This is a genomic window from Ancylomarina subtilis (assembly GCF_004217115.1).
GTDB classification, from domain to species: Bacteria; Bacteroidota; Bacteroidia; order Bacteroidales; family Marinifilaceae; genus Ancylomarina; species Ancylomarina subtilis.
Window position 1 is genome coordinate 1,485,433 of sequence record NZ_SHKN01000001.1, and the last position, 24,402, is coordinate 1,509,834.

The following is a 24,402-nucleotide window of genomic DNA, read 5'->3' on the forward strand; positions in this document are numbered from 1 at the left end:
ATTTCAAAGTTTATTCTAATTTTGTATTGTTCATAAATACAATTTGAATTTAAACTAGACTTCAAATCGAGCCTAAAAATATCATATGCAAAAATTTCTACTCATCCTGCTCCTATTAATCTGTTCATTTGCATCTCAATCACAGACGATTAAAATTATAAATAAGAAAACTCAGCTACCCATTGAGGATGTCTATATTTACACTCAAAAAACATCTACTAATAGTTCAAAAATTGGGCAAGCCGATTTATCAAAATTCTCTAAAGACGCAATCATATTTTTTCAGCATCCCTCGTTTCAGAATTTACATTTGCCTTATAAAACCATTGCAGAAGAAAAATTCATTGTCCAACTTACACCACAACTGTTTAAAATAAATGAGGTAACCATTGCAGCGAATAAATGGGAACAAAACCCCAAAGAAGTTCCGGTGAATTTAATTCAAATTGATAATAAAGCAATCAGAAACAGTGAAGTATCAACCTCAGCTGATTTACTAAAAGAAAGCGGACAGATCTTTATTCAAAAGAGTCAAATGGGAGGTGGAAGCCCAATGATTAGAGGATTTGCTGCTAATAGGGTATTAATTGTTCTCGATGGTGTGCGCTTGAATAATGCCATCTATAGATCCGGAAACCTACAAAACCTTCTTAATATCGATCCAAACAGCCTGGAATCAGCCGAAGTTATTCTGGGCCCGGGTTCCGTTATTTATGGTAGCGATGCCATTGGTGGTGTCATGGATTTTCATACCATTAAACCTCAATTATCTACCGACAGCTCTATAAACTTCCAATTAAATCACAAAACCAGATATGCCTCAGCAAATCACGAATTAGGCTTTCATACCCGTTATTTTGTTGGAAATCATAAATGGAGCTATGCGGGAAACATTAGTCATTCTGACTATTCCGATTTAACAATGGGACGTAATGGCACCAACCAATACAATAGAACCGAATACGTTATCAGAGAGAATGATGTGGATGAAATTGTGAAAAACTCAAAACCTTATGTCCAGGAAGGAAGTCAGTTTAATCAACTAAATATCATCCAAAAACTAAGATATAACGTTTCGAAAAACACAGATTTACAGTATAACTTTCTCTATTCTTCCACCTCTGATATTCCCCGTTACGACAGATTAACACAATACTCCGGTGATAAACTGAAATATGCCGAATGGTATTATGGCCCGCAAAGATTACAATTCCATTCGTTAAATCTCACCAACAAAAACACCAATGCTCTATTCGATAACTTTAAACTTATCTCAGCCTATCAAACTTACGAAGAAAGTCGACATTCCAGAAAATTGAATAACAATGATATTAGTAAACGTTTTGAGGCTCTGGATATTTTCTCAACCAATCTGGATTTTAATAAAAAACTGAATTCTGAAATTGATTTATTTTATGGCTTTGAATATTTATACAATTACTTAAATTCAACAGCCTATAAAAAGAATGTCCTAAACTCAACAACTTCTCCTTTAGCAAGTCGGTATCCGGATAACTCAAGCTATTCCAGCTTGGCATCCTATACAAATGTAAAATGGAAACCCAATGATATGTGGACATTTAATGGTGGGTTGCGTTATTCCCATGTCTGGATAAAATCAAAACTCAACAAGGATTTCTATACTTTTCCTTTCACCAGTCTTAATTTAAATACCGGAGCTTTAAATGGGAGTTTAGGCGCAACCTTACAAACCAATAATAACTATTTATTAAAACTAAATATGACAACCGGTTTTAGAGCGCCAAATATCGATGATATTGGTAAGGTTTTCGACTCTGAACCTGGTAAGGTTGTTGTTCCCAATAAGGATTTAAAATCAGAATATGCCTACAACTTTGATTTTAGCCTTAGTAAAAATATCACCAAAGACTTTTTTATCGACTTCAATGCATTTTACTCCATCTTAAAAGATGCAATGGTACGACGAGACTTTACATTTGATGGACAATCTACTTTGATGTATGATGGTGTGGAAAGTCAGGTGCAAGCCATAGTTAATGACGACAAAGCCATTGTTTATGGCTTAAGCCTAAAAGCTAAAGCACAACTCTCATCAAATTTCATACTGGATGCCTATTACAACCGTTCTAAGGGAGAATACAAAGATGGAACACCTGTGAGACATGTACCGCCTACTTTTGCTTCTGTAGCTTTGAAATTTAAGTCAAAAAAATTAAAATCGAAGCTATCAATTGATTACAATGGTGAAATTGCCAATCGAGATTTAGCTGATACAGAAAAAAGCAAGGCTTACATGTATGCAAAAGATCGCAATGGTCTTCCCTACTCCCCGGAATGGGTTTGCGTCAACTTAAATAACAGCTATGTGTTTAGAGATAAAATTATTTTAGGCTTCAGCATCGAAAATATCTTTGACACAGCTTACCGTCCCTATTCGTCAGGAATATCTGCTCCCGGGAGAAATTTTATTTTGAGTTTAGCTTTTGAAATAAAATAAACGATTAAACTATTCCTTAATAGATTCTTTTTCAGATTTATTTATCACATCATGAGAAGGTTCATCATCGAATTTATCCTCATCGATAATTGGATTAATAACTAAGGGAATGTCCTGTATTTTTGCAGAACCAATCAAACCAAATGTCATAACTAAGCTGGTGGCGATGATGATAAACAAGAGTATTCCTGAATCAAAAGATTCACTCCCATATTCTGGAGGAATTGCATAATACAGTAACACAGTTATTAAGCCTCGTGGTGCAATCCAAAGTTGTGGGAAAATATCAATTCCCATAAAAGCACGAAGAAACAGCCAACGAATTGCATATATACTAACTAACAGGAGTAGACTGACTTCTAAAACCCTAAAATTAAAAATACTGGAAACAACAATACTCGCTCCAAAAATCACAAAAAAGAAAGTTCGAACAACAAAGGCTGACTCTCTGGTTATGATATGAAGCTCACGTTGAAGTATTTCAAACTTCTCTACATGCAAATACTTACGAAGAAAACCTCGATAAAAAAGTTCATTATTCTGAACTATAACTCCAAAAACCAGAATAATAATTAATGGAGATAAATGCAACATTTTTCCAACGGCATACAGCAAAATCAGAAGTGAGATTAACAAGAATAAACGTGCCCCATCATTAATAAACTGGAAAATATACAAGAGAATATAACTCGCTAAAAAAGCAACAAGCAGAGAAACGCCGGTACTAATAATAAAACTAAACGTGGGGTGCATGATTACCGAATCTGATATTGGTGTGGGATTCTGATACTCCACCAAATTGAGCATAAAATAGAAAATCATAATCCCAATAATATCCGAAAATGTACTCTCATAAACATGAAACTCCTTTTTTTCTTCACTAAGCTTTCCAACACTTGGAATTATAATCGCACTGGATAAAATTGATAAAGGCGTGGCATACAACAAAGACGTCAACCAATCCATCTCAGGAATCGAATAATGTATGATTGCAGAAGCTGCAAACAATGACACAACTAATCCCAGACCGGCAATCAGCAGGGATTTTACAATCAACTCTGTCTTCTCTTTTTTCAGTTCCAATTCGAGTGCTGCTTCCAGCACAATCATAATCAAACCAATAATCCCAATCACTTCAAGAATTGGAAAAAAATTAATTTCATGTACATGAATCAATTTCAACCCATACTGTATCAGAACACCTAAACCAATCAGCATTAAAACTGAAGGTATATTCGTTTTATAAGCCAACTTAGAAAAAAGAAAAGAGAGCAAAATGATTAAGCAGCCTGCAATAATTAAAGGATATGAGCCGAATTCTACCATTTATGAAAAATTAAGTTATATTTCATACCTAAAATAAACATTTTTTAAGATAATCAGCCTGCCCAAGACTAATTGCTGCAATAAAAAAAGCCCCGAGAAAACTCGAAGCTTATTAAATATCATCTTAACATTAGTATTTTTTCTTTCGTTTTAGAAATAAAACTAAACCTGTGATCAAAATCCAAAGTATAGTCAAACCAGCCAGAGGTATAAACAAAATGTAAAATTTACCGAAAAGGTATTGATAGATACGCCCAGTATGAATTTCGAGACAAAGGTTCCATAATGATATCGGTGCTTCCCGAACTTGCTGAGGCATCTTAACAAAATGCCTATCATCCGTCATATTTCCGACACCCAGATTATAATCGAAAACAAACTCCCGTCCGTTAGTATCTCGCAAATATCCTGCTATCGGATGTGCTGAGATAGGTGGTCCCATTTGTTTAACTGCCACATACGGTTTCTTTGTAAAATAATCGAAATTTAAGTTTCGTTCAGGAATCCAATAAAACAAGCCTGAAAATGAGCCAATGAGATATTGCCCGGGCTTAATCACCTCAAATACATTGACTCCCATAACTGAAACAGGTGCCTGAGATGAGAACAATACCGGTGCTGTTTCAAATAAATCATCCGAATAATAAATAGCCTCATTAGTAGCTAAGAGAACGCGATTTAATTCTTCGTCGTATGCAATTCGCCTCAATTGATCGTACCAGGGATTAGGGTCATCGAGATGTGTGAAGGGTAATTTATCAACTTTGGCATTTGCAATAGAAATTAATAAGGGGGGACGTAAAAACATCCCCGTCAGTGCAGATAGTATCAGAAAAATAATCATCCAATATCCCAAACGATTGTGCCATTTCAGATTAAATTTTAGAAATTTAGCTTTTCCTTTTACATTTTTACTCTTAGCTTTTAGTCGTTTTATCCATTTAGGATAAATGAAATAGATGAGACCTGAAATTGAAAGAAGAATAAAAATCAAACCTATAAAATCGACAAATAGTTTTCCTATTAAACCAAAAGCTTCTCCTGAATGAATTTCCCAAAGTGTTTTAAACAAAGATATTTTCCCATCATAATCCGATTTTGCTAAGAGCTTAATTTTCTCGAAACCATTTGAATCTTTCTTAAGCAAATTGGAACGGGTCAGAACATAGAACTCCCCCTTCATCTCAATCAAATCGACCACCCGCTTTTCTGAAACAGGTAATTCAATTTTCATCCAGGCATCATTCTGAAACTTATAAAGTCCCTTTAGCGTCCCGGCATAAATATCTCCAGAACTGGTTCGAAGTAGTTTTTCAATCTTGGCATTATCTATTCCCTCGGGAAATCCTTGATTAAAATTCTCAAAAGTTTGATAATTATCGGTCGTTTTCCAAACACCTATATTGCCATAAATAAGAGCCGTATCACCTTCAAGCTTTAAGGCAGATTTCACTGCCGCCTTATTCCAATTATGATACTGGTATTCACTTCCCAAATAATCGCGATTAACATCTACTGACGAGAAGGCTTCCCTATGATTCATCACAATACCGGAAACGGCAAATAAGAGGATAAAAAAAGAGAGAACCAGAGATGGCCACTTATGATGTTTTTTAAAAAACTTAGTCCAATTCTTCATTGATAATCTTCGTTTCTACAGCTAAAAACTGATGTCTAAAATAGACAAAAACCGCTCAAAAAGAATAAACACCTTTCTGAACAGTTTTAGTCATTACCCCAAATATGATCTAACTACAATTCTGAAAAATATGTAGTGACAATATTGCCACTACATATTTATGATTTAGTTGTGAAGTTTAGTTTAAAAACATTTTCATGTCCTCGTCAACAGTACCAATTCCACCAATTCCAAAAGTATCGATCAATATTTTAGCCACATTGGGAGAAAGGAAAGCTGGCAATGTTGGTCCCAGGTGAATATTCTTAACACCTAATGAAAGAAGAGCCAACAATACGATAACAGCTTTTTGCTCGTACCATGCAATATTGTATGCAATTGGTAAATCATTAATATCGTTTAATTCAAAAACTTCTTTCAATTTCATTGCAATCACAGCTAATGAATATGAATCGTTACACTGACCTGCATCCAATACTCTTGGAATACCTCCAATATCACCTAACTCCAGCTTATTGTAACGATACTTAGCACAACCTGCTGTTAAGATTACAGTGTCCTTTGGAAGGGCTGCAGCAAATTCAGTATAGTAATCACGACCTTTCATACGACCATCGCAACCTGCCATCACAAAGAACTTACGAATAGCTCCGGACTTAACCGCATCAACAACTTTGTCTGCTAGTTGCATCACCTGATTGTGAGCAAATCCACCAACAATTGTTCCGTTTTCAATCTCAGTTGGAGCAGCACATTTCTTAGCTAACTCAATAATTTCAGAGAAGTCTTTCTTTCCGTTTTCATCCGCTTCAATATGCTTGAATCCTGGGAAACCGGAAGCTCCAGTTGTGTATACTTTATCCTGGTATGTTGAATCCGCCTTAGGAGGAACAATACAGTTGGTTGTGAACAAAATCGGTCCGTTAAATGTTTCGAACTCTTCGTTTTGCTTCCACCATGCATTTCCGTAGTTACCTACAAAGTGCTCGTACTTTTTAAATGCTGGATAATAGTTGGCTGGTAACATCTCAGAGTGAGTGTAAACATCAACACCAGTTCCTTCGGTTTGCTTCAATAGCTCTTCCATATCCTTAAGATCATGACCTGAAATTAGAATACCTGGCTTATCACTAACACCTATGTTTACCTCTGTAATTTCAGGGTTACCATAAGCACCTGTATTCGCTTCGTCAAGTGTTGCCATAGCTGTCACACCATTGGCACCACATTCCATAACAAGAGCGACTAAATCGTCAGCACTTAATGTATCATCAGTAGTTGCTTGTAAAGCTTTTTGCATGAAAGCGTACATTTCAGCTTTTTCAACGCCAAGATTATAAGCATGCTCGGCATAAGCGGCAAAACCTTTCAATCCGTATATCAACAATTCTCTTAAAGAACGAATATCTTCATTTTCAGTAGAAAGCACACCAATCACACGAGCTTTTGCATCAAAATCGTTTTCCGCATCGGCAAACCATGTTGCAGAATGGTGTAGGTTTTCGAAAGTAAGCCCAGCAGATTCGGCTTGAGTTTTGATCTCTTCACGTAGCTTAAGACCATTTCGAATCGCATCAACAAACTTTACTTTATCAAAATTGGCATTGGTAATAGTCATGAACAAACCATTCATAATAAAGTTGTTCACTTTATCATTTTCAATACCTGCTTCACGAGCTTTGGTACTGAAAACAGAAATACCTTTCATCACATACATCAATAAATCCTGAATGTTTGCAACCTCATCGGTTTTTCCACAAACACCTTTAACTGTACATCCGGTTCCTTTAGCTGCCTCTTGGCACTGATAACAAAACATAGCCATAATAATTTTTTATTTAAGTTATTGTATATTAGTTATATCTATTTATCTGTATAATTATCTTTCTTGTCCTCAAACCTCTATATGCTTCCTAATTTGCTTCCTAATTTTTGCATTCACTAATTTAAGAAGCTATATTTATATCGGATTTCGAAGCCGTTTAAATTGTTTCGACATCACAAATATGAAGCATTAATTTTTTAAAAAGTGTATCATATGATACAAACTTAAAATATTTTCAGATTTTTTTATCCTTTTTTTGATACCACAAATATGAAGCATTAAAATTCTAAAAAGTGTATCAAATGATACAAAATCAAAAAAAACTGATTTTTTTTATTCTATTTAATCAAAGATAATGAATATCGAACCAAAACTACCAACAATCAAAGGCGGAATAAATACTTATCCTTCTAAAAAAGGTCTTGCTATTGTAATAAGACTTCAATATTCCAGAGATAAAAAAACGGAAATCAAAACGGGCGAATATATCGAGCATAAAGAAGACTTCGATTCAAAGTCAGGATATGTGAAGAATAAAAAAAGAGTTGACCACGCACGTATTAATGCAATCATTGACCAAAAGAAAGTTGAAATAAGAGAACAACTATTAGCCGAACTTGAAGAAAAGGAAAAAGCCGAAGAAATTGAAGCAGCAACCAAACCCGAAGACATAGACGAAGTTTTAACCGAATTCAATCGATTAATAACAAATCTTGAAAAAGAAGGTAAAGAGAATTCAAGACGTTTATTCTTTAATGTTAAGAATCATATTATTGATGTCTTAAACACCACAAACAAACCGCATAAATTAAGATTAGAAGATATCAACGACATTTTTTTAGATGATTTTAGAATTCATCTAACTGCAAAAGGTTTGGCAATATCTACGATTAAATCGTATATGGATAAAATCACAACCGTTTTTTCAAATTGTAATAAAAGAAGACCGCATTTAATTTTAAACCCAATTAAAGAGTATAAAAAGAAAGTAAGGAATCAAGATAAAAGCCTTTCATTCGAAGATAATCTTTTTGATACTTTCAAAGGCTATATTCCTAAATCGAAGGAAAGGACATTATATAAGAATTGGAACGTCTTTCAATATTATTCACAAGGAACAAGAATTAGCGATATAATAACCATTTCATACGAGAATATATATTTTACAGATAGATATGTTTCACAAAAAGATCAAGATGAAACAAAGGGTTTATTACCAAGAAACATAAATGTAAATTTGAAGTTTAACGCAATTAAAACAGGAACGGAACACGATATGACCCTTTGTGAGGAAGCAATATTAACATTAAGGTTTTTCTTACATCCTGATTTACAACACGAATATTTGAAAAGCTTAAAACAAGTAATAAACAAAGGCGACTTCGAATTAGAATATCTTTTAGGACTTCAAGAAAGACCCGAAGACGCAAATATAAAACCCTTTAAAGGCAAAGAAAAAGCAGATAGAGTTCATTTGTTAATTGAATTTATTCAGATGCAAAAGAACTACACCCCAAAAAAATGTATTTTTCACGATGTTTATTTAGAAGGTAAAACACACGGAGAAATTCGAAAACTTATTAATAATAAAACAACTTGTGTTTCTAAATGTCAAAAATGTAATGAAGAAGACGAAGAAAATTATATGACAGAAGAACACCTATCAACGCACAGTTTCAGACATTTATTCAGTATAAATTATTACAATTCTACACGAGATATTTACAGCCTTTCAAAGCTTTTAGGACATACCAACATAGGCACAACGGAAAGATATTTAAAAAGATTAAAGGTTGAATTCATAGAACAGAATATAGAAGATTTCTATTCAAAAAACTAATGAAAAAGCCGCTCCTCTCCTATCTATTATCTCTATAATATTATCTAAGTCAACACTTTTTTCGTGTCAAAAAATCTAACAAGAAAGAATAAAAAACGGATAAAAAACCGTTCTACTCCTATCTATTATCTCTATAATATTATCTAAGTCAACACTTTTTTCGTGTCAAAAAATTGAAAAGGTTTCCATAAATGGAAGCCTTTTTTTGTTTCTCCATATTCCAAAACGGAAGAAAAAGCAAGTATTTAAAATTCAATATATACTTAAAACTACTTCGTCTTTTTTGGAAAAAAAGCATAGAAAAAAGACAATTTCTATCAGTTTTTGAATAAAAAACGATGAAAAAGAATAAAAAAAACACAAAAACAATGAATATTTTACTAAAAATCTATCAGGCATTTATGACTATTCCGCAAGTCATTTTAAATCTATTAATGATTCTTACTGCATTAGTTTCCCTAACTACTTTAACCCTTACAACCCTACCATATTATTTGATTTTACTAATGAAATACGGAAAAGTAAAAGGAAATCAGGAAGCGAATAAAAAAATGAATCAGTTTTTCAAATGGAAGTAAAAGAGAAGACAACCAAACCAAGAAAAACAACCGCTAAGAAACCAACAGAAAAGGCGGAATTAATAGAATTGATGAAAGCTAACAACGAACTATTAGCAAAGATTGAAAAGGCTGTAACAGGGCTTTACAACATACTAAAACAATAGAATTATGAATGACTACAACAAAGAACAAAGGCAATTCAAACGCATTAGGAAACTTCACAGGAAGACCGCCCAAATTTGCCAATGCTAAGAAATTGCTTAAAAAGATCAACGAATATTTTGAACATTGTCACGAAACAAATAAACGCCCTTTAATTATTGGGTTAGCTCTTTATTGTGGTTTTGCTTCAAGGGAATCTTTCTATCAAATGAAACATAGAGACAATGACTTTGCAAGGGTTATCGAATACGGGCGTTCAATGGTATCAGCAACTTACGAAGAATACTTATTAGACAAAGCTTCGGGCGCAAAATTTGCCCTTGTCAACTTGGATAAGTGGAGCGATAAGACAGAACAGGAAGTAACACAAACGAACGTAGTTCTTACAATGAAACCAAGTTTTGATTTTGAAGAAGAATCAGAAGCAGAAGAATAAAAAAGAATGAATGAATAATTGAATAATGATATAGAATTTAACCCTTATGAAGGATTAACCCGAAGACAACAGTTCATTTTATATGACATTGATAAAAACGGATTAAGATATAATTCTATTCGAGGAAGCAGACAGGCAGGAAAAACCGTCTTATTAAGAAACCTAACCGCATATTTCGCATTTAAGAAGCCTAATCAATTAGGTTGTTACGCTTGCCCTTCACACGGTCAATGTCAAAATATATTCGAAAGATTAATAGATGCAATTCCCCCTATTCTTATAGTCAAGACAAACAATACAGACGCAAACAGAAGCATTGTATTTTCTAATAATACAAAGGTTGTTTTCAAGACTACAAATAAACCCGACTCGTTTAGAAGTTATTCGTTTGATTTCATCATATCAGACGAACACGCATTTACAAGCGAATTAGCTTGGACTAAGGCAATCAAGCCAACAATCAACGCAAAGAAAAACGCAAAAGTTATATTCGCTTCTACTCCCAAAGGATATAACCATTTTTATAAAATGTGTATTAATGGTTTAAGCGAAAAAGCAACTAGATACAGCCATTATTTTCTATCATATAATGATAATCCATACTACGACAAAGAAGACGTTGAAGACGCAAGAAAAGAACTACCCGACGCAATATTTAGACAAGAATATTTAGGTGAATTTATCAAAGGAATATCAGAAGTATTCGGAGATTTCCAACACTTACAAACTGTTAAATCTTGGAAAGAACCGAAGAAAGAATTGAAATATTTCTTTGGTGTTGACTGGTCAGGCGATGGAGAAGACAACACCGTTTTAACGATCATAGACGAATTAGGAAAAGTAGCTTTTATAAAAAATATTCAAGCTCCTACCCTTATCGAAAGAGTAAAGGAAATCGGAACAATCATAAAGGAATATAATGCAAAAGGCTATTCAGAAACCAACGGTTTAGGGATTGGAGCAACCGAACTATTAGAAGAACAAGTAGGTTATGAAAATGTCTTTCGTTTTACAATGTCTAATGAATCAAAACAAAAGATTGTATCAACGATTATAAGAGATATTAACGAATCAAACTTAGCACTTCCCACGACGAATTTATGTCCTGTCCTAGACAACGAATTAGCAACTTACACGGTAAGCAGAACAGCCACAGGAAAATTAAAATATGAACATTGTAAGGACGCACACGACGACCACGTAGATGCACTATTAATGGCTAATTATGCTAGGCACGAATTAACGGCTACGGGTGTTTCTACCTATTCCGTTTATGATGCGTATGAAGACTATTCATACGATGAATATGAAGACTATTATTAACCGATATGATTATAACAATTGATAAGAATGAATACACATTACCACGAATAGAAGATTTGTCTATTGATAAAGGAACACAGATCGAGCAAATAAGAGAAAAGGACAATTTAAAATTAAAGGACATTAAGCGAATATTTACGATTCTTTTAGACTGTCCGTTAGTTGAGATTAACAAAGTTGAAGAAAGGCAAATAAGACTATTATTCGATAATCTAATATTCTTTGACAACACTGCACAATTCCCTGTTATCAAATCCTTTTACATTAACGGAAGGGAATTCAATTTAATAGATTTTGAAAATATGACAGTTAAAGAATTCGTTGATCTTGATTACTTCCTAACACAAGACGTTTACAATAATTATTCTGAAATCTTAAATATTTTATACAAACCTATCAAAAGCAAAAATTCTAATTCAATATATACAAATACATACAATCGAATTAAGAGTTTTAAGAATAGAACCCTTTGTTATTCCTCGAATGAAACAGCAACTACAAAGCAGATCAAAACAGAGAATCAGGAACTTTTCAAAGAACATATTTCTTACTTCCAAGCGAAGATTGTTCTATTCTGTTTTCTTGATTGGAAAAGGTCAATATATAATGACTACGGATTAACACGGGAAGAAGAACCAACAGAGGAAACAGAAGAAGAAATAATAGTAGCAGAAGACAACACGGAAAGTATGTCTTCTTATTGGGGTTTCTATCACATCTTACAAACTGTTAGCCGTTCGAATATCATTGAATTAGATGTTTGGATGCAAAGAAACATCAAAGAACTGTTAAAGCGTATTGTATATGAGGAAGACAAATTAGCCTTTCAGAAAAAATAAGAAATTATGAATGTCAGACGAAAACAAGTTAGAATTAATACTAACGATAGACAAGGGAAACGCAAACAGCGTATTAGATGAAACGACAAAGAAGATATTAGAAACGAAGAAGTTTCAGCAGCAACTAAACGCAATGTTGAAAGATGGAAGTATAACCCAACTTCAACACGCTAAATCAACCGCTTTAAATAAAGCACAACTTCAAGAAATTAACAGAACGCAGAAATCTGCGGTTAATATTATTCAGACGAATAACGGAAGTATTAAACAGCTTTCGAACTCCTTAAACGCAAATCGACAAGCCTATGATAATCTATCAAAGGAACAAAGGGAAAATGTCGAAATAGGCGGAAAACTACTACAAACAATTCAAGACCAATCAGACGAATTAAAAGGATTAAGAGAAGAAACGGGAAGACATCAGGATTCAGTAGGAGACTACAAAAACAAAATGAAAGAAGCACTTGCGGAATGTAATTTATTCACAGGTGGTTTGGGTGCTATGGGGGGCGGATTTGGTCAAGGAATAACAGCCGTTAGAAAATTCTTACCAATGTTAAAGAGCTTGAAAGTTGCTTTAATTGGAACAGGAATCGGTGCAATAGTTATCGCTTTGGCTGCCTTATTCCAATGGTTCAACAAGACAGAAAAAGGAGCGCAAAAGCTTAGAGTTATAACGGCTGCGTTAGGTGCTGTAATGGGTGAATTAATGGACTTTGTTATTAATCTAGGTGAATCAATATTTAACGCTTTCGAAAACCCTAAGAAGACAGTTCAGGAACTTGGAACTTCAATCAAAAACTTTGTATTAGATAAAGTAAAATCATTAACCGAGGGGTTAGGCTTCTTGGGTTCTGCCTTTAAAAAGATGATGAAGGGCGATTTCAAAGGAGCTTTAGAAGATGGAAAGAAAGGCGTAAAAGGTTTATTCGATGCTTCACCGATGGGAATGTTTGTCGATACAGTAACCAAAGGATATGATAAGATAAAGAAGAAGGGTAAAGAATTAGTAGACGACACAAAGAAAGCCATAGACTTACAAGCAGCAGAAAACAAGCTTATTCAGGATAGAAGAAACTTCTTAGTTGAAGAAGCAAAACTAAACGTTGCTAAGAACACAGCATTAACAAACGCAGCAGACCAAACCAAAACAGCAGCCGAAAAACAAGAAGCATTAGCAGCAGCCGAAGCAGCAACAAACGAATTATTCGAAAAGAAAATTGCAATGGCACAGGCTGAACTAGACATTAAGAAAGAACGTAATAATCTAGCAGCATCAGGAGAAGAAGATTTAGAAGAAGAAGCGCAATTAGCAGCAGCATTAATACAACTAGAAGCAGACAAACAAGCAGCGTTAAAAGAAATCGCAGGACAAAAGACAGGACTTCAAAAAGCTGAGAACGATAAACAAGTAGCAGATAAGAAGAAGCAGACCGAAGAAGAACAGAAGATTGAACAGGAACGCAGGGATAACGACGCAGCATATAAAGCAGAACAAAAGGAGCTTGAAGAAGAAGAATATTTATTAGGTCTTGAAACAGAAGAAGAAAGATATTTAGCAAAACTTGAATTAGATCAGGAAAAGGATTTAGCCGAAATAGATAGAAGCAAATACACCGAAGAACAGAAAGCAAAATTGAAAGCTGCCATTATCAAGAAATATGATAAAGCTGAATTAGCCTATAAAACCGAATCGGCAAAGAAGCAGACTGAAATAAACAACTTAGCTAATAAAGGAAAGATAGACGGAACTAAAAAAGTCTTCGGACTTATGGGAGAAGCAGCCAACGAAAACACAGTATTCGCAAAAACCGCAGCCGTTGGAGATGCTTCAATAAATACCTATCAGGCTATTAACTCAGTATTAGCAGATAAAACCGTTCCAACGTGGGCGAAAATCCCAATGTCAATAACTATCGGGGGAATGGGTTTAAAAAACGTTGCTAAAATATCAGGGATTTCAACACCTAAGAAGAAAACCACACTAGCCAAAGCCGAAACAGGGGGTTGGATTAGTGGAAATAGACACTATTCAGGCGGAACTATTCTAGAAGCAGAAACGGACGAATTCATAGTAAACCGAAAAACTATGACGAACCCTGCAATGGCTGCGACCGTCGTAGAACTTAACAACGCAGGGAACGAGAATAGAGAAGCAAACGTAGGTATTTCAGAAGAACGAGTAATAGAACTTGCTTCACAAGTGGTTAAAGCTATTCCCGTGAATATTACAGAACATTCTATAACTGAAAAACAGACCGAAGTAAAAGAAAGAAACGAACGATTTGTAATTACAAACGACTAAAAACACAACACACATAAATATGAAATTATATGAAATGAAATTGAATAAATCAGATAAAGAAAATACGGGCGTGTTTGCTATTTCGATAGTTGATAAGCCTGCGATTCAATCAAATTTTATTGCTCTATCTGACAATGAAAAGAAGCAAACAATTAAGCTATCAAACGATGATAGAATGATTCTAACGGGTGCAGCTCTTATTCCTAACAAGAAGATCTATCGTAATAACGTAGGCGGTGACGAAGCTTATATATACTTCTCAAAGGAAACCATAGACCAAACAGCCGAATATTATTTTGCTAATAATCAGTCTATGAATTTTACACTAGAACACAAAGACAAAACTTATGATGTGACTTTAAAGGAAAGTTGGATTAAGGAATTTGAAAACGACAAATCAGTAGAATACGGTTTAGAAGAAGAAATAGGAACTTGGTTCGTTTCTCTAAAGGTTCACGATTCAGAATTATGGAAAGATATTAAAAGCGGAGAATATAACGGTTTTAGTGTTGAGTTAAATATGCTTCCACAATTGAAAACATTTTTCTCAGAAGAAATTAAGCCTAGAACACAGGAAGACGTAATAAAAGACCTTTTGGAATTATTCAAATAAAAAACTCACAAAATAGAAGAAAAGCAGAATCAAAATCTAATATATACTTAAAAGAAAAAAGCAATTAATAATTAATGATTAAAAACGCTGAAAATTTAATTGCAAAGGTTAAAGAATATCTAAGTGAATACGAGGATTTAGAACCAAAGCAAGAAGAATTAAACGAATCTGAAAATGTTGATTTAGCAGACGACGAAGAAAAGGAAGAAGCAGAAGCAACAGAAACAGAGGAAAAAGAATCGACGGAAGAAACCGAAGAAGAAACTAAGGATGAAGAACCAAGCGAAGACGACGACACAGACGTAATTAAAACGGCTTTAAAAACAATTTTCGAAGGTGATTTAGATTTAGACAAACAAGGCTACTATTCAATCGGAATTGATATTAATGAAGACTTAGAAGTAAGCGTTTATAAACACGCTTCATCATACAAGGAAATCAAATTATCACAAGAAGAATCAGAAGCTAAAGTAGTAGAACTACAAGAAGAACTTTCAAAGGCAAACGAAAACTTCAAAACTAAGTTATCAGAACTTGAAAGTATGATAGGTGAATCAAACGTAGTGCAAGCACCACAGACAGAAGAAGCACCAATAAAACTAACACGTAAGGAACTATTATTAAATAGACTTAACGACTAAAAAAAGAATTATATGAAGAATGTATAACATTACAGGAATGCAGGATTACGCAAAAGCGAATCCAAGAATTATTTTAAATGACCTAATTACATCGGGTGACTCTTTCGACTGGATACCAACACAAGAAGGAATTAAAAACTCAGAAAAAGCAATTGATTTATCAGACGGCGCAACTGTTATCCAAAGAGGTGACTACACAGGAACAAATAACGCAAGCGGTTCAACAAAACTTAAAGACGTTGATATTAAAGTTTACGAAAGATTTATCAAGGAAAATTACAAATCACAAGATTTACAAGCTAAGCTTTCACAATTAGCAATGCAAACAGGTTCAAACCCTGAAGACCTACCACACAAAGACGCAGTCGTAGGATTGAAAAAAGATTCTATTAAAAGAGATAATGAAATTTCTTTATGGGTAGAAGAAGCAGACGAAGACGGAGAATACGGAGACGGATTTTTACCTCAAATCTTAGCGGGTTCAGGAAAGAATATTCCTAGCACTAAATTAACTTCAGAAAACGCAGTTGAAACAGTAGAAGCATTTATTGAATTTGCTTACGCACAAAACGAAAACTTTATTACATACCCAACTTTCTTGGCTATGTCTCCAGCACAGTTCACTAAATATTTTAGAGCAGTTAACAAACTAAACACTGCAGTTGACAAACTTACAAACGAATCAGGTGTAGTAACCTCATTCGTTATTCCAGGAACAAACATTACTTGTCGTTCAGTATTCGGATTAACAGGTAAGGATAACTTTATTATGGATAGAGTTGAGAATTTCAGAATTGGTTTAGATGGAAAATCAGAAGAAGAACAATTAACTTTTGAATATCATTCACACCCAAAAATTCACGAATTGTTCGCAGTTTGGAAATTAGGTGCAAAAGTTATCAGACCTAACGAAACTATTTTCACTAAGGACGCAGCATAATAAACCCCAAAATATAAAAGAGTCTTGGACACCTTCTAAGACTCTTATTAAAAAACAACCATTTAAATAAATGTCACAATTAACAGGAATTAATAGAGAAACTAAAAAAGGTCAAGGGGGTATTAAAAGCGTAAACTTAACAGAGTTCGAAAACGTAACTAATCAAAGTATTGTTGACGGTGTAGCAAAGTTTAACACCGAAGCAGGCGTTTGGAAAAATTACGCAGTAGATTACGAAAGCGGTTCAAACTTCATTGACAAATCAGTAGGTTCAAGAAAAGAAGGAACAGTATATAACGATCAAACTTTAGCGTTGATTTTCGTTAGATATACACTAGCTAAAAGAAACGAATTAGAAGCATTATCAGAAAGCACTATTTGTGCAAATGTTGAAATGAATAATGGTGAAACTTTTATGTTAGGATTTGAAAACGGTTTAGATTTATCTGAGGGAATCGGTTCTAGTGGTGAATCTTTGGAAGTAGGTTCAAAACTTACCCCAACATTCATAGGAAAAGAATTCAAACCAGCTCCAAGTGTTTCAAGCGCAGATTTAGCAAGTATCAAAGCAGGCGAAGCAGTAATAGCAGCATAATACACAGACCTATATTATAGTCAAAGCAATCTTTTTAAAGGTTGCTTTTTTTGTATAAAACAAAATCGGAAAATTGATATATAATAATAGATGAAATAAAATGAAACTAACTGATAATGATTCAAATTAACAAAGAGAAAACGAATAAAATAATGATTGTAAATCCTGATACACACAACAATTACACGGAACATTTTGTATTAGTGTTCAAGCACCAAAGCAGCAACGAAGAAAAGTCAATTTACGCTAAGAATATTTCAGAATATAAGAGATATCAACTATTCGAATTAGATGAATCTAACGTTGAATTAAGGTCAGGAAATCACGATTTATATATATACCAAATAGATGAACAATCAAACGATTTTGCAAACGGTCAATTGATTGAAACAACATTAGCAAATATTAACGCTAAAGAAAAAACTACTAACGTAGTCGCAAAATACTAACCTAAAATAATGAGCAATGAAAATACAAACTTTGAACTTTCACACGAAGAAATAAAAGAAATTTACTTAGCGTCACAAGGCGACATTATGAACGGGATTACATACCCTGAACAAAAGATAAGTTCAAGTAAAGATTATATTCCGTGGGGAAAAGACAACAAATACCCCGATAAGCTGGTTCAACTTTACAACGCATCAGCAATACACAATTCAATTATCTACAATAAGAAAACGCAAGTTTCAGGTAAAGGAATTTCGTTTGATACAGAAGGTAAAGCAGCAAAAAAAACGGCGAAGTTTTTAGAGAACTTCAACACCAACGGCGAAGACGTAAACGAAATTCTTTCTAAGATTTCACTTGATTTTGAACTATTCGGTTCTTATGCTTTGCTTCTCACTTATTCAAAAGATTGGAAACAAATATTAAGCGTTGAACATATGGAAATGTCAAAAGTTCGATGTGCAAAACCAATAGATAATAAGGGAACAATTCACGGATATTTTTATTCATATGATTGGAGTTCATACAGACCTAAAAAAGTTTACATTCCAAAATTTGACCCCGAAAACACAAAGGAAAAGATCAAAGAAAGAGAAGCACTATTAGAAAAGTTCACCAATACGAACAAACTAACAGCCGAAGAAATAGCAGAATTAAAAGATAAGAACAGAACGCAATTATTAGTTTATAAACCTTATTCGCCTGACACTTATTTTTATTCAAATCCCTCTTATATCGGAGCTATTCAAACAATTGAAACAGATATTGAAGCAGACATATACGCATATTCAGCACTTAAAAACGGCTTTGACCCGTCTTACCATATTACTATTCCAAACCTACCCGATAAAGCGGCACAAATAGCCTATGTAAAAGCCTTTATGAAGAAAGTAAAAGGAAGTCGAAATGCAAAAATGCCTTTGGTTTCATTCGTTAAAGACATAAATGATAAGCCAATTATAGACAAACTTGATTCTTCCGACTTGAATAAGACCTATGTAGCCATTAACGAAAACACATTACAGAAGATGATAACAGGACATAGACTAACACACCCGTTATTAGGAGGAATTCAAGTCGCTGGAAAACTAGGAAATTCAATCGAATTAGAAACAGCCTTTAATATTTGGTATTCAACAGTTATACAGCCTGACCAATTCGACTTATTAAAAGGACCGAATAAGATTATGAAATATAATAATATGGAAACCTTATCTATTGAAAAGTTAAACCCTTTCGAAGTTGAAAAGGATATTGAAGAAGTAGACGGACAGGAAGACGGGAACAACAACGAAGTTATAGATTCAGAAGAAGTAACAGATTCAAACGAATCAACATCAACCGAAAAAAATAATGATAGTGAATAATGGGATTAATTGAAAGACCTCTTTTCATAGAGATACAAGATATAAAAAACAATACAGAGATAGACGACAATGTTTCAGATATGAAAATTCAACGATCGTTAATTGAAGTGCAAAACACGATGCTTCAAAAGGTGTTAGGTTCTACACTATTCGAAAAAATGTCAGAAGATATTAAAAACGACACTTTAACAAATCAATATTTAACCCTATTGAAAGAAAAGATTCACGAATATTTATTAGCAGCTATTGAATTGAAGATACCTAAGAAGCTTAATATTAAATACACCGAAAACGGATTATTGACAAAGGATATTGACCACGCTTCAAAACTTCAATACAACGAATCAGAAGCAGTAAGAAAAGAGAATCTAAGAGTAACGACGTTTTACGGGCAATTGATTACAGAATATTTGAAAGCCAACTTAAACAAGTTTCCCGAATACGCAATAGAAGATAAATCAGGAATAAAAGCACAAGACACAATTTTTAATTCACCTTTTGTTTTTGTTGATGATGAGATTTAAAAAACAATCAATTATGAATGCAAGTAAGTTTATATGAAATAACTGAGAAGTTAAAAGAATTCGGAAAACACCCTTTTATAAATCAGGTTCAAACGAATTACATTGAAGATTATTCAAGCGATGATTTAAAATATCCTTTGCTTTGGCTTCATCCATCGAAAACCAATAAGAAAGAAAACGCCAATATTAGAAAATTTGACGTTATGATTATTGATAGAATGGATTCGAAATCAGACCCGATTAAACAGGCTTCGGATATTGAATATATCTTAGGTCAATTTATAACAGAGTTCAGAAACAACAGAGAAAAATATAATTTCTTTTTAGCAGATAAAGAACACACATTTGAATCAATTATTGATTCACATTATAACAATATTGTAGGATATAAAACAGTAATTAGGACGAAATCAGAGTTCGAAGAGGACGAAAACGAAACCCCTTTGAACAATGGATAGCGTAGAAGATGGAGTAAAGAAAATATTAGATCGATACGGGCGCGATTGCGTCGCTGAAATGATTTATATTCTGAATCAAACCAATTCTATTAACCTACAAAAGACCATTGAACACGAAGTATTAGAAGACGAAAACGAATTCAAACTATTGGTTAAAATGGCTTCTTATGGTGTTTGGGCGGATTCAGGAAGAGGTGCAGGAGTTATGCCCCCGAAAGATGATATAAAAATATGGATGAAAAGTCGTATGATACCCGAAGACGCTTTATATCCAATAATGTTGAAGATTGCGAGAAAAGGAACTAAGGAAGCAGCGAAAAATTTTCTATATGTTTTTCACGAAGATATTCCAGACTTAGAAAAAGAATTGTTAAAGAATTTCAAAGATTATTTTAACACCGCAGTAAGGCAAATAATAAAATCAGATAAATAAAAAGGGGCAATTATGCCCCTTTATTTTTTATTAAAAGCCTGATAAATGTTTAATGCAAAAGATAAAATCAATAAAGCAGTTGAAATGTAAAAGCCAATTACTTTTATTCTATATCCTATTGTTTCCCTTTTCTCAGCTCTTTTAATTTTCTTTTGTTCAGATTTATAATAAGCTGAATAAGAATCAAATTTTTGCTGCAATTCAATGCCTTTCAAATCAAGAATAAATTTTCTTTTTCTATAAAAACTACCATCAAATTCTAAATTTTCTTTAAAAATTTCTTCTTTTAAAAAAACATTACTCACATAATTAATATCCTTATTATACAATTCATCATTCCGTTCTACTCCAATAAGTTTTGTAATATATGAAGTGTCGGGAATAGTATAAATAAATCCTCGACGCTTATAAGAATCAGCTAATAAATAATCAGCTATTTTAAGTTGTATATTATTCATTTTTTTGATTCTCTTCTAATGTTTCCTTAATACCATTATATAAATTAATGTTTGATTTCGATGATTTCCAAACAGCAGAATAAATATGGTTAGAATCAATTTCAAAGTCTAATTCATCGTTTTTGAATAGAACATAAACTAATGTATGAATTTGTAAAAAATATAAATCTAAATAGATCTCCTTTGTTTCTTTTGAAGATATCTTATTAAGATTTAGCAATAATAATCCAATATTATTATTTAACAGTGTCATTGGAGTAACCTCTTTCGTATGCTTGATATAAGCACTTCGGTCATTCTTGTATTTAATTAATAACGCATAAAAACAGACTATCCCTTCAAGTCCAAAAAATTTCTCAACTTTCTCTTTTGATTCTTCATTTTTAAATATAAAATCACTAGTTATTTCAAATTCATTGATTGCATTTAAGATTTTCTTTGAAAGATCATTGACAATCCCAACCAATTGAGCATCTCTATTTTCTGTTTTAATATCGGTGATAGCATCAATCTGAATTTGATTTGCTATCATTTGTTGTTTGAAAGAGTAATAAACTAACATAGCACCAACCAAGCCAACAAAAGGTGCAGTAATTCCGCCAATTGTGTCGCCAATTTGCCCCGTTTCAGTAAAATCTATAATACTAGGAAACTGAGTAAAAATAAAAGGTAAAACTAACACGGCGAAAGCTCCAACACCTAATGCAATATTTGCCCTTTTATTATAATCTACTTTTTTGATTTTAGCCTTAGTTGCTTTTGTAGTCATATTCGATTATGTTTTAGGAAGGCTATCTTTTAATTTCTCGTATACTTTGATATTTATTTTTGAGAAATCCCAAGCTATGCTACAAAAATACTCACTATCAAAATGAAAATTACACTTCTCATCTGAAAACGATGAAAAAAACGCTTGATGAATCTGATTTTCGTATCGTTGAAAATACATTGCTTTTGTCTCAGGAGATGAAATTATAGATATAACATCTAATAAATTTCGAATATCATTATTAATCATTGTGATTATTGGTGCTTCTCTTAAAAAACTTGATTTAAGAATCGGATTATCCCTAATAGTGTAAATTGTAGCGAAAAAAACAACAATTGCTTCAAACCCTTTCAAATTGCGTGAAAACTTTTCAACAGGACCAAGTTTATTCAAATCATCAGAAGTTATTTCAAATGAATCTATTTTATCTAAAATTCTTTTTGAATCTTCAAAAATAATATTAATCAACTGTTCATCTCTTCTCTCAATTTTCATTTTATCGAGTGAATCGGTTTGAATTTTATTAGCTTTGACTTGCTCATTAAAAGAGATATAAATAATAAAAGCAGCTAATAAATTTATAAACGGTGCAGTAATTCCTCCTATTGTATCTCCTATTGACCCAGTTTTAGAAAAATCTATTCCCGTGTAAAATTGAGAAAATAAATAAGGAGTAAAGGAAATAAGAATGGCTAATATGACAAATGCAAAAATCATCCAACGTTTTTTTATTTGCTCTTTCTTTTCTTTCATTTTTCATTTTCCGTTTTCGTGGTCATAGAAGTTCAATTTTATAATGTAGGTTAAACGTTTTTGTATTCGTTTACTAATTCTTCGTAAGCGTCAATGTAAGTTGTCATATATCGTAAATGCTTTCTAATTACAAGAACCAAATTTTTGTATTTATCAAGTGTCTCTTTTGATTCTGAATTTTCAATCGATTCGTCTAGCACATCGCAAGCAAATACATAAGCATTTAGAAGAATGTATTGAATTCTTAATAATTCAGTTTTAGAAAGTGTTTCATAATGTCTGAAAGAGTCTGCATTCTTTGCCGTAGAATAACTTATTCCTTTATAGTTCTGATCTTCCGTATTTTGAATTGTAATATATCTATCATCATATCCTATCTGAATTCTATTTGATTTCATTAAAAAGACGCTTTGAATTAATTTCATCTTGTTATAGTGTTTTAAATTACTCAATCAATTTCATTTATTTGAAAAGCAAATTTAACAAAATCTAAAATACAATTTCGAATATATACATATAATAAATACAACATTTAAAATATTATATGTCAATTTCAATCAACACGATAAACAAGTTAATCACGGTTTATTCAGGCGTAAAGCTTACAGCCTATGAAACAACAGCAACACGAAAACATACTTACACATTCAAAGTGTATATAAACGATGCATTAGAATATGAATTAAGACCGAAAGCCAATTTAGAGAATAAAGGGGTGTTAGATATTGAATCAATTCTATCAAAAACGGCAAAATCTAAGGTCTTTTACAATAGTTCTAACCTATTCGAGACTAATAACACGGCTTTAATTAAGTATAAAGTAGACATAGAATGTAAAGATTTAAGCGGTTCAACTGTTTCAAGCACTTCAACGGGGGATTTATTCGCCTTAAATGGAGTAAAACAAGTCTTTGAAAGACAGAATATCAATGATTATTTGATGATTTCAACCGTTTCAAAGGGTTCTTTTCTTACAAAATGCGCTGATAAATTGATTGCAACCGACTCCAAATCATATTTAACAGCGATAAACGGAAACTTCGGCTTCGGTTCGAATCCATCTTTCACAGGAATAAGAGTAAAAGCAACAGATTACGACGGACAAACACGCACGACAACCGCAAATTATAGCAATACAAACCCCGAATTAGTTTCAATTGATGTTTCAATAGATAAACTAAACAGCATATCAGGAACTTTTATTACAGAAAATACAAATTTCTACACAGTTGAAGAACTATCAGGTAAGAGCAACCCGATAAAATACACGATAACAAGGGAAAAGAAGATTAAACAAACATTCAATTTTCTATATGTTAATTCGTTGGGTGCGGTTGATAGTTTCGACTTTACGAAGGTTTCAGAAGAAAGCTTAAATATTAAAAGAAGTGTATTCGAAAATCAATCAATACATAAGGCTTACAACACAACAGCAACACAAAAATTTAGGGTTTATTCTGATTTCATAAATGAAGTGCAATCAATCGGTTTAATAGATTTATGGATAACACCGAAAATTATTTTACACGAAGACGACTTATACAACGAAGTAATATTAGGAACAAAAGCAATCAAACCACTAAGAAGAATAAACGAGAAGATGATAAATTATCCTATCGACTTTTCTTATGCTTCGGCATATAAAACACAAAAATATTAATCCATTA

At 33.0% G+C, this 24,402-nt stretch carries 25 protein-coding genes; 18 read left to right on the forward strand and 7 right to left on the reverse strand.

All coding sequences use genetic code 11. From position 1 onward, the window contains the following. The first annotated feature begins 85 nt into the window (after positions 1-85). Positions 86-2,479, forward strand: a complete 2,394-nt coding sequence (locus EV201_RS05990) for a TonB-dependent receptor plug domain-containing protein (protein WP_130306569.1) — start codon at positions 86-88, stop codon at positions 2,477-2,479. Positions 2,480-2,488: 9 nt separating this feature from the next. Here EV201_RS05990 and EV201_RS05995 read toward each other — a convergent pair whose 3' ends face one another. The 3 genes from EV201_RS05995 to hcp form a co-directional block, all read right to left on the reverse strand. Next, positions 2,489-3,805, reverse strand: a complete 1,317-nt coding sequence (locus EV201_RS05995; RefSeq protein ID WP_130306571.1) for a cation:proton antiporter domain-containing protein — start codon at positions 3,803-3,805, stop codon at positions 2,489-2,491. A gap of 130 nt (positions 3,806-3,935) precedes the next feature. After that, entirely contained in the window at positions 3,936-5,444 is a 1,509-nt protein-coding gene (locus EV201_RS06000) for a PepSY-associated TM helix domain-containing protein (RefSeq protein ID WP_130306573.1), read from the reverse strand. 178 nt (positions 5,445-5,622) lie between these two features. Then, the gene (hcp, locus tag EV201_RS06005) at positions 5,623-7,269 is read right to left on the reverse strand and encodes a hydroxylamine reductase (protein ID WP_130306575.1); all 1,647 of its coding nucleotides are present in this window, start codon (positions 7,267-7,269) and stop codon (positions 5,623-5,625) included. Between the two features lie 355 nt (positions 7,270-7,624). Here hcp and EV201_RS06010 point away from each other — a divergent pair, with 355 nt between their 5' ends. The 16 genes from EV201_RS06010 (at position 7,625) to EV201_RS06080 (ending at position 20,755) form a co-directional block, all read left to right on the forward strand. Beyond that, positions 7,625-9,109 carry a tyrosine-type recombinase/integrase gene (locus EV201_RS06010; protein WP_130306577.1) on the forward strand — a complete coding sequence of 495 codons (1,485 nt, stop codon included), beginning with the start codon at positions 7,625-7,627 and terminating at the stop codon, positions 9,107-9,109. A 338-nt stretch (positions 9,110-9,447) separates the two neighbouring features. Then, complete coding sequence (locus tag EV201_RS06015) at positions 9,448-9,687, forward strand: hypothetical protein (protein WP_130306579.1); 240 nt, start codon at positions 9,448-9,450, stop codon at positions 9,685-9,687. Beyond that, on the forward strand, positions 9,678-9,833 hold the full coding sequence (locus EV201_RS16365; protein ID WP_165389601.1) for a hypothetical protein: 156 nt from the start codon (positions 9,678-9,680) through the stop codon (positions 9,831-9,833). The genes EV201_RS06015 and EV201_RS16365 overlap by 10 nt, the downstream gene beginning before the upstream one ends. Before the next feature lie 8 nt (positions 9,834-9,841). After that, entirely contained in the window at positions 9,842-10,267 is a 426-nt protein-coding gene (locus EV201_RS06020; protein WP_130306581.1) for a terminase small subunit, read from the forward strand. Positions 10,268-10,285: 18 nt separating this feature from the next. After that, complete coding sequence (locus tag EV201_RS06025; protein WP_130306583.1) at positions 10,286-11,590, forward strand: terminase large subunit domain-containing protein; 1,305 nt, start codon at positions 10,286-10,288, stop codon at positions 11,588-11,590. 5 nt (positions 11,591-11,595) lie between these two features. Further along, on the forward strand, positions 11,596-12,429 hold the full coding sequence (locus EV201_RS06030; RefSeq protein ID WP_130306585.1) for a hypothetical protein: 834 nt from the start codon (positions 11,596-11,598) through the stop codon (positions 12,427-12,429). Between the two features lie 10 nt (positions 12,430-12,439). Further along, positions 12,440-14,734 carry a coiled-coil domain-containing protein gene (locus EV201_RS06035; RefSeq protein WP_130306587.1) on the forward strand — a complete coding sequence of 765 codons (2,295 nt, stop codon included), beginning with the start codon at positions 12,440-12,442 and terminating at the stop codon, positions 14,732-14,734. Between the two features lie 34 nt (positions 14,735-14,768). Further along, positions 14,769-15,347, forward strand: a complete 579-nt coding sequence (locus EV201_RS06040; protein WP_165389602.1) for an XkdF-like putative serine protease domain-containing protein — start codon at positions 14,769-14,771, stop codon at positions 15,345-15,347. Between the two features lie 74 nt (positions 15,348-15,421). Then, positions 15,422-15,988: a hypothetical protein gene (locus EV201_RS06045; protein ID WP_130306591.1), complete on the forward strand. Its 567-nt coding sequence runs from the start codon at positions 15,422-15,424 to the stop codon at positions 15,986-15,988. A gap of 37 nt (positions 15,989-16,025) precedes the next feature. Further along, complete coding sequence (locus EV201_RS06050; RefSeq protein ID WP_130306593.1) at positions 16,026-16,928, forward strand: hypothetical protein; 903 nt, start codon at positions 16,026-16,028, stop codon at positions 16,926-16,928. 70 nt (positions 16,929-16,998) lie between these two features. After that, entirely contained in the window at positions 16,999-17,523 is a 525-nt protein-coding gene (locus EV201_RS06055; RefSeq protein WP_130306594.1) for a hypothetical protein, read from the forward strand. A 116-nt stretch (positions 17,524-17,639) separates the two neighbouring features. Further along, complete coding sequence (locus EV201_RS06060; protein ID WP_130306596.1) at positions 17,640-17,972, forward strand: C2 domain-containing protein; 333 nt, start codon at positions 17,640-17,642, stop codon at positions 17,970-17,972. Positions 17,973-17,981: 9 nt separating this feature from the next. Continuing rightward, positions 17,982-19,340 (forward strand): phage portal family protein, encoded by a 1,359-nt coding sequence (locus EV201_RS06065; RefSeq protein WP_130306598.1) that lies wholly within the window; start codon positions 17,982-17,984, stop codon positions 19,338-19,340. After that, positions 19,340-19,864, forward strand: a complete 525-nt coding sequence (locus tag EV201_RS06070; protein WP_130306600.1) for a DUF6712 family protein — start codon at positions 19,340-19,342, stop codon at positions 19,862-19,864. Before EV201_RS06065 ends, EV201_RS06070 begins: the two co-directional genes overlap by 1 nt. A 17-nt stretch (positions 19,865-19,881) precedes the next feature. Then, the gene (locus EV201_RS06075; protein WP_130306602.1) at positions 19,882-20,322 is read left to right on the forward strand and encodes a hypothetical protein; all 441 of its coding nucleotides are present in this window, start codon (positions 19,882-19,884) and stop codon (positions 20,320-20,322) included. Further along, positions 20,315-20,755: a hypothetical protein gene (locus tag EV201_RS06080; protein ID WP_130306604.1), complete on the forward strand. Its 441-nt coding sequence runs from the start codon at positions 20,315-20,317 to the stop codon at positions 20,753-20,755. The genes EV201_RS06075 and EV201_RS06080 overlap by 8 nt, the downstream gene beginning before the upstream one ends. Positions 20,756-20,775: 20 nt before the next feature. Here the strand turns inward: EV201_RS06080 and EV201_RS06085 are convergent, their stop codons facing one another. From EV201_RS06085 to EV201_RS06100, 4 genes are read right to left on the reverse strand one after another with little or no spacing between them, the layout of a single operon-like run. Next, entirely contained in the window at positions 20,776-21,213 is a 438-nt protein-coding gene (locus EV201_RS06085) for a hypothetical protein (protein ID WP_130306606.1), read from the reverse strand. Then, positions 21,206-21,982 (reverse strand): hypothetical protein, encoded by a 777-nt coding sequence (locus tag EV201_RS06090; protein ID WP_130306608.1) that lies wholly within the window; start codon positions 21,980-21,982, stop codon positions 21,206-21,208. Before EV201_RS06090 ends, EV201_RS06085 begins: the two co-directional genes overlap by 8 nt. A 6-nt stretch (positions 21,983-21,988) precedes the next feature. After that, positions 21,989-22,735: a hypothetical protein gene (locus EV201_RS06095; protein ID WP_130306610.1), complete on the reverse strand. Its 747-nt coding sequence runs from the start codon at positions 22,733-22,735 to the stop codon at positions 21,989-21,991. A gap of 50 nt (positions 22,736-22,785) precedes the next feature. Next, positions 22,786-23,160 (reverse strand): hypothetical protein, encoded by a 375-nt coding sequence (locus tag EV201_RS06100; RefSeq protein ID WP_130306612.1) that lies wholly within the window; start codon positions 23,158-23,160, stop codon positions 22,786-22,788. A gap of 119 nt (positions 23,161-23,279) precedes the next feature. On the opposite strand from EV201_RS06100, the gene EV201_RS06105 reads away from it, so the two are divergent. After that, positions 23,280-24,395: a hypothetical protein gene (locus tag EV201_RS06105; protein WP_130306614.1), complete on the forward strand. Its 1,116-nt coding sequence runs from the start codon at positions 23,280-23,282 to the stop codon at positions 24,393-24,395. The last annotated feature ends 7 nt before the right edge of the window (positions 24,396-24,402 follow it).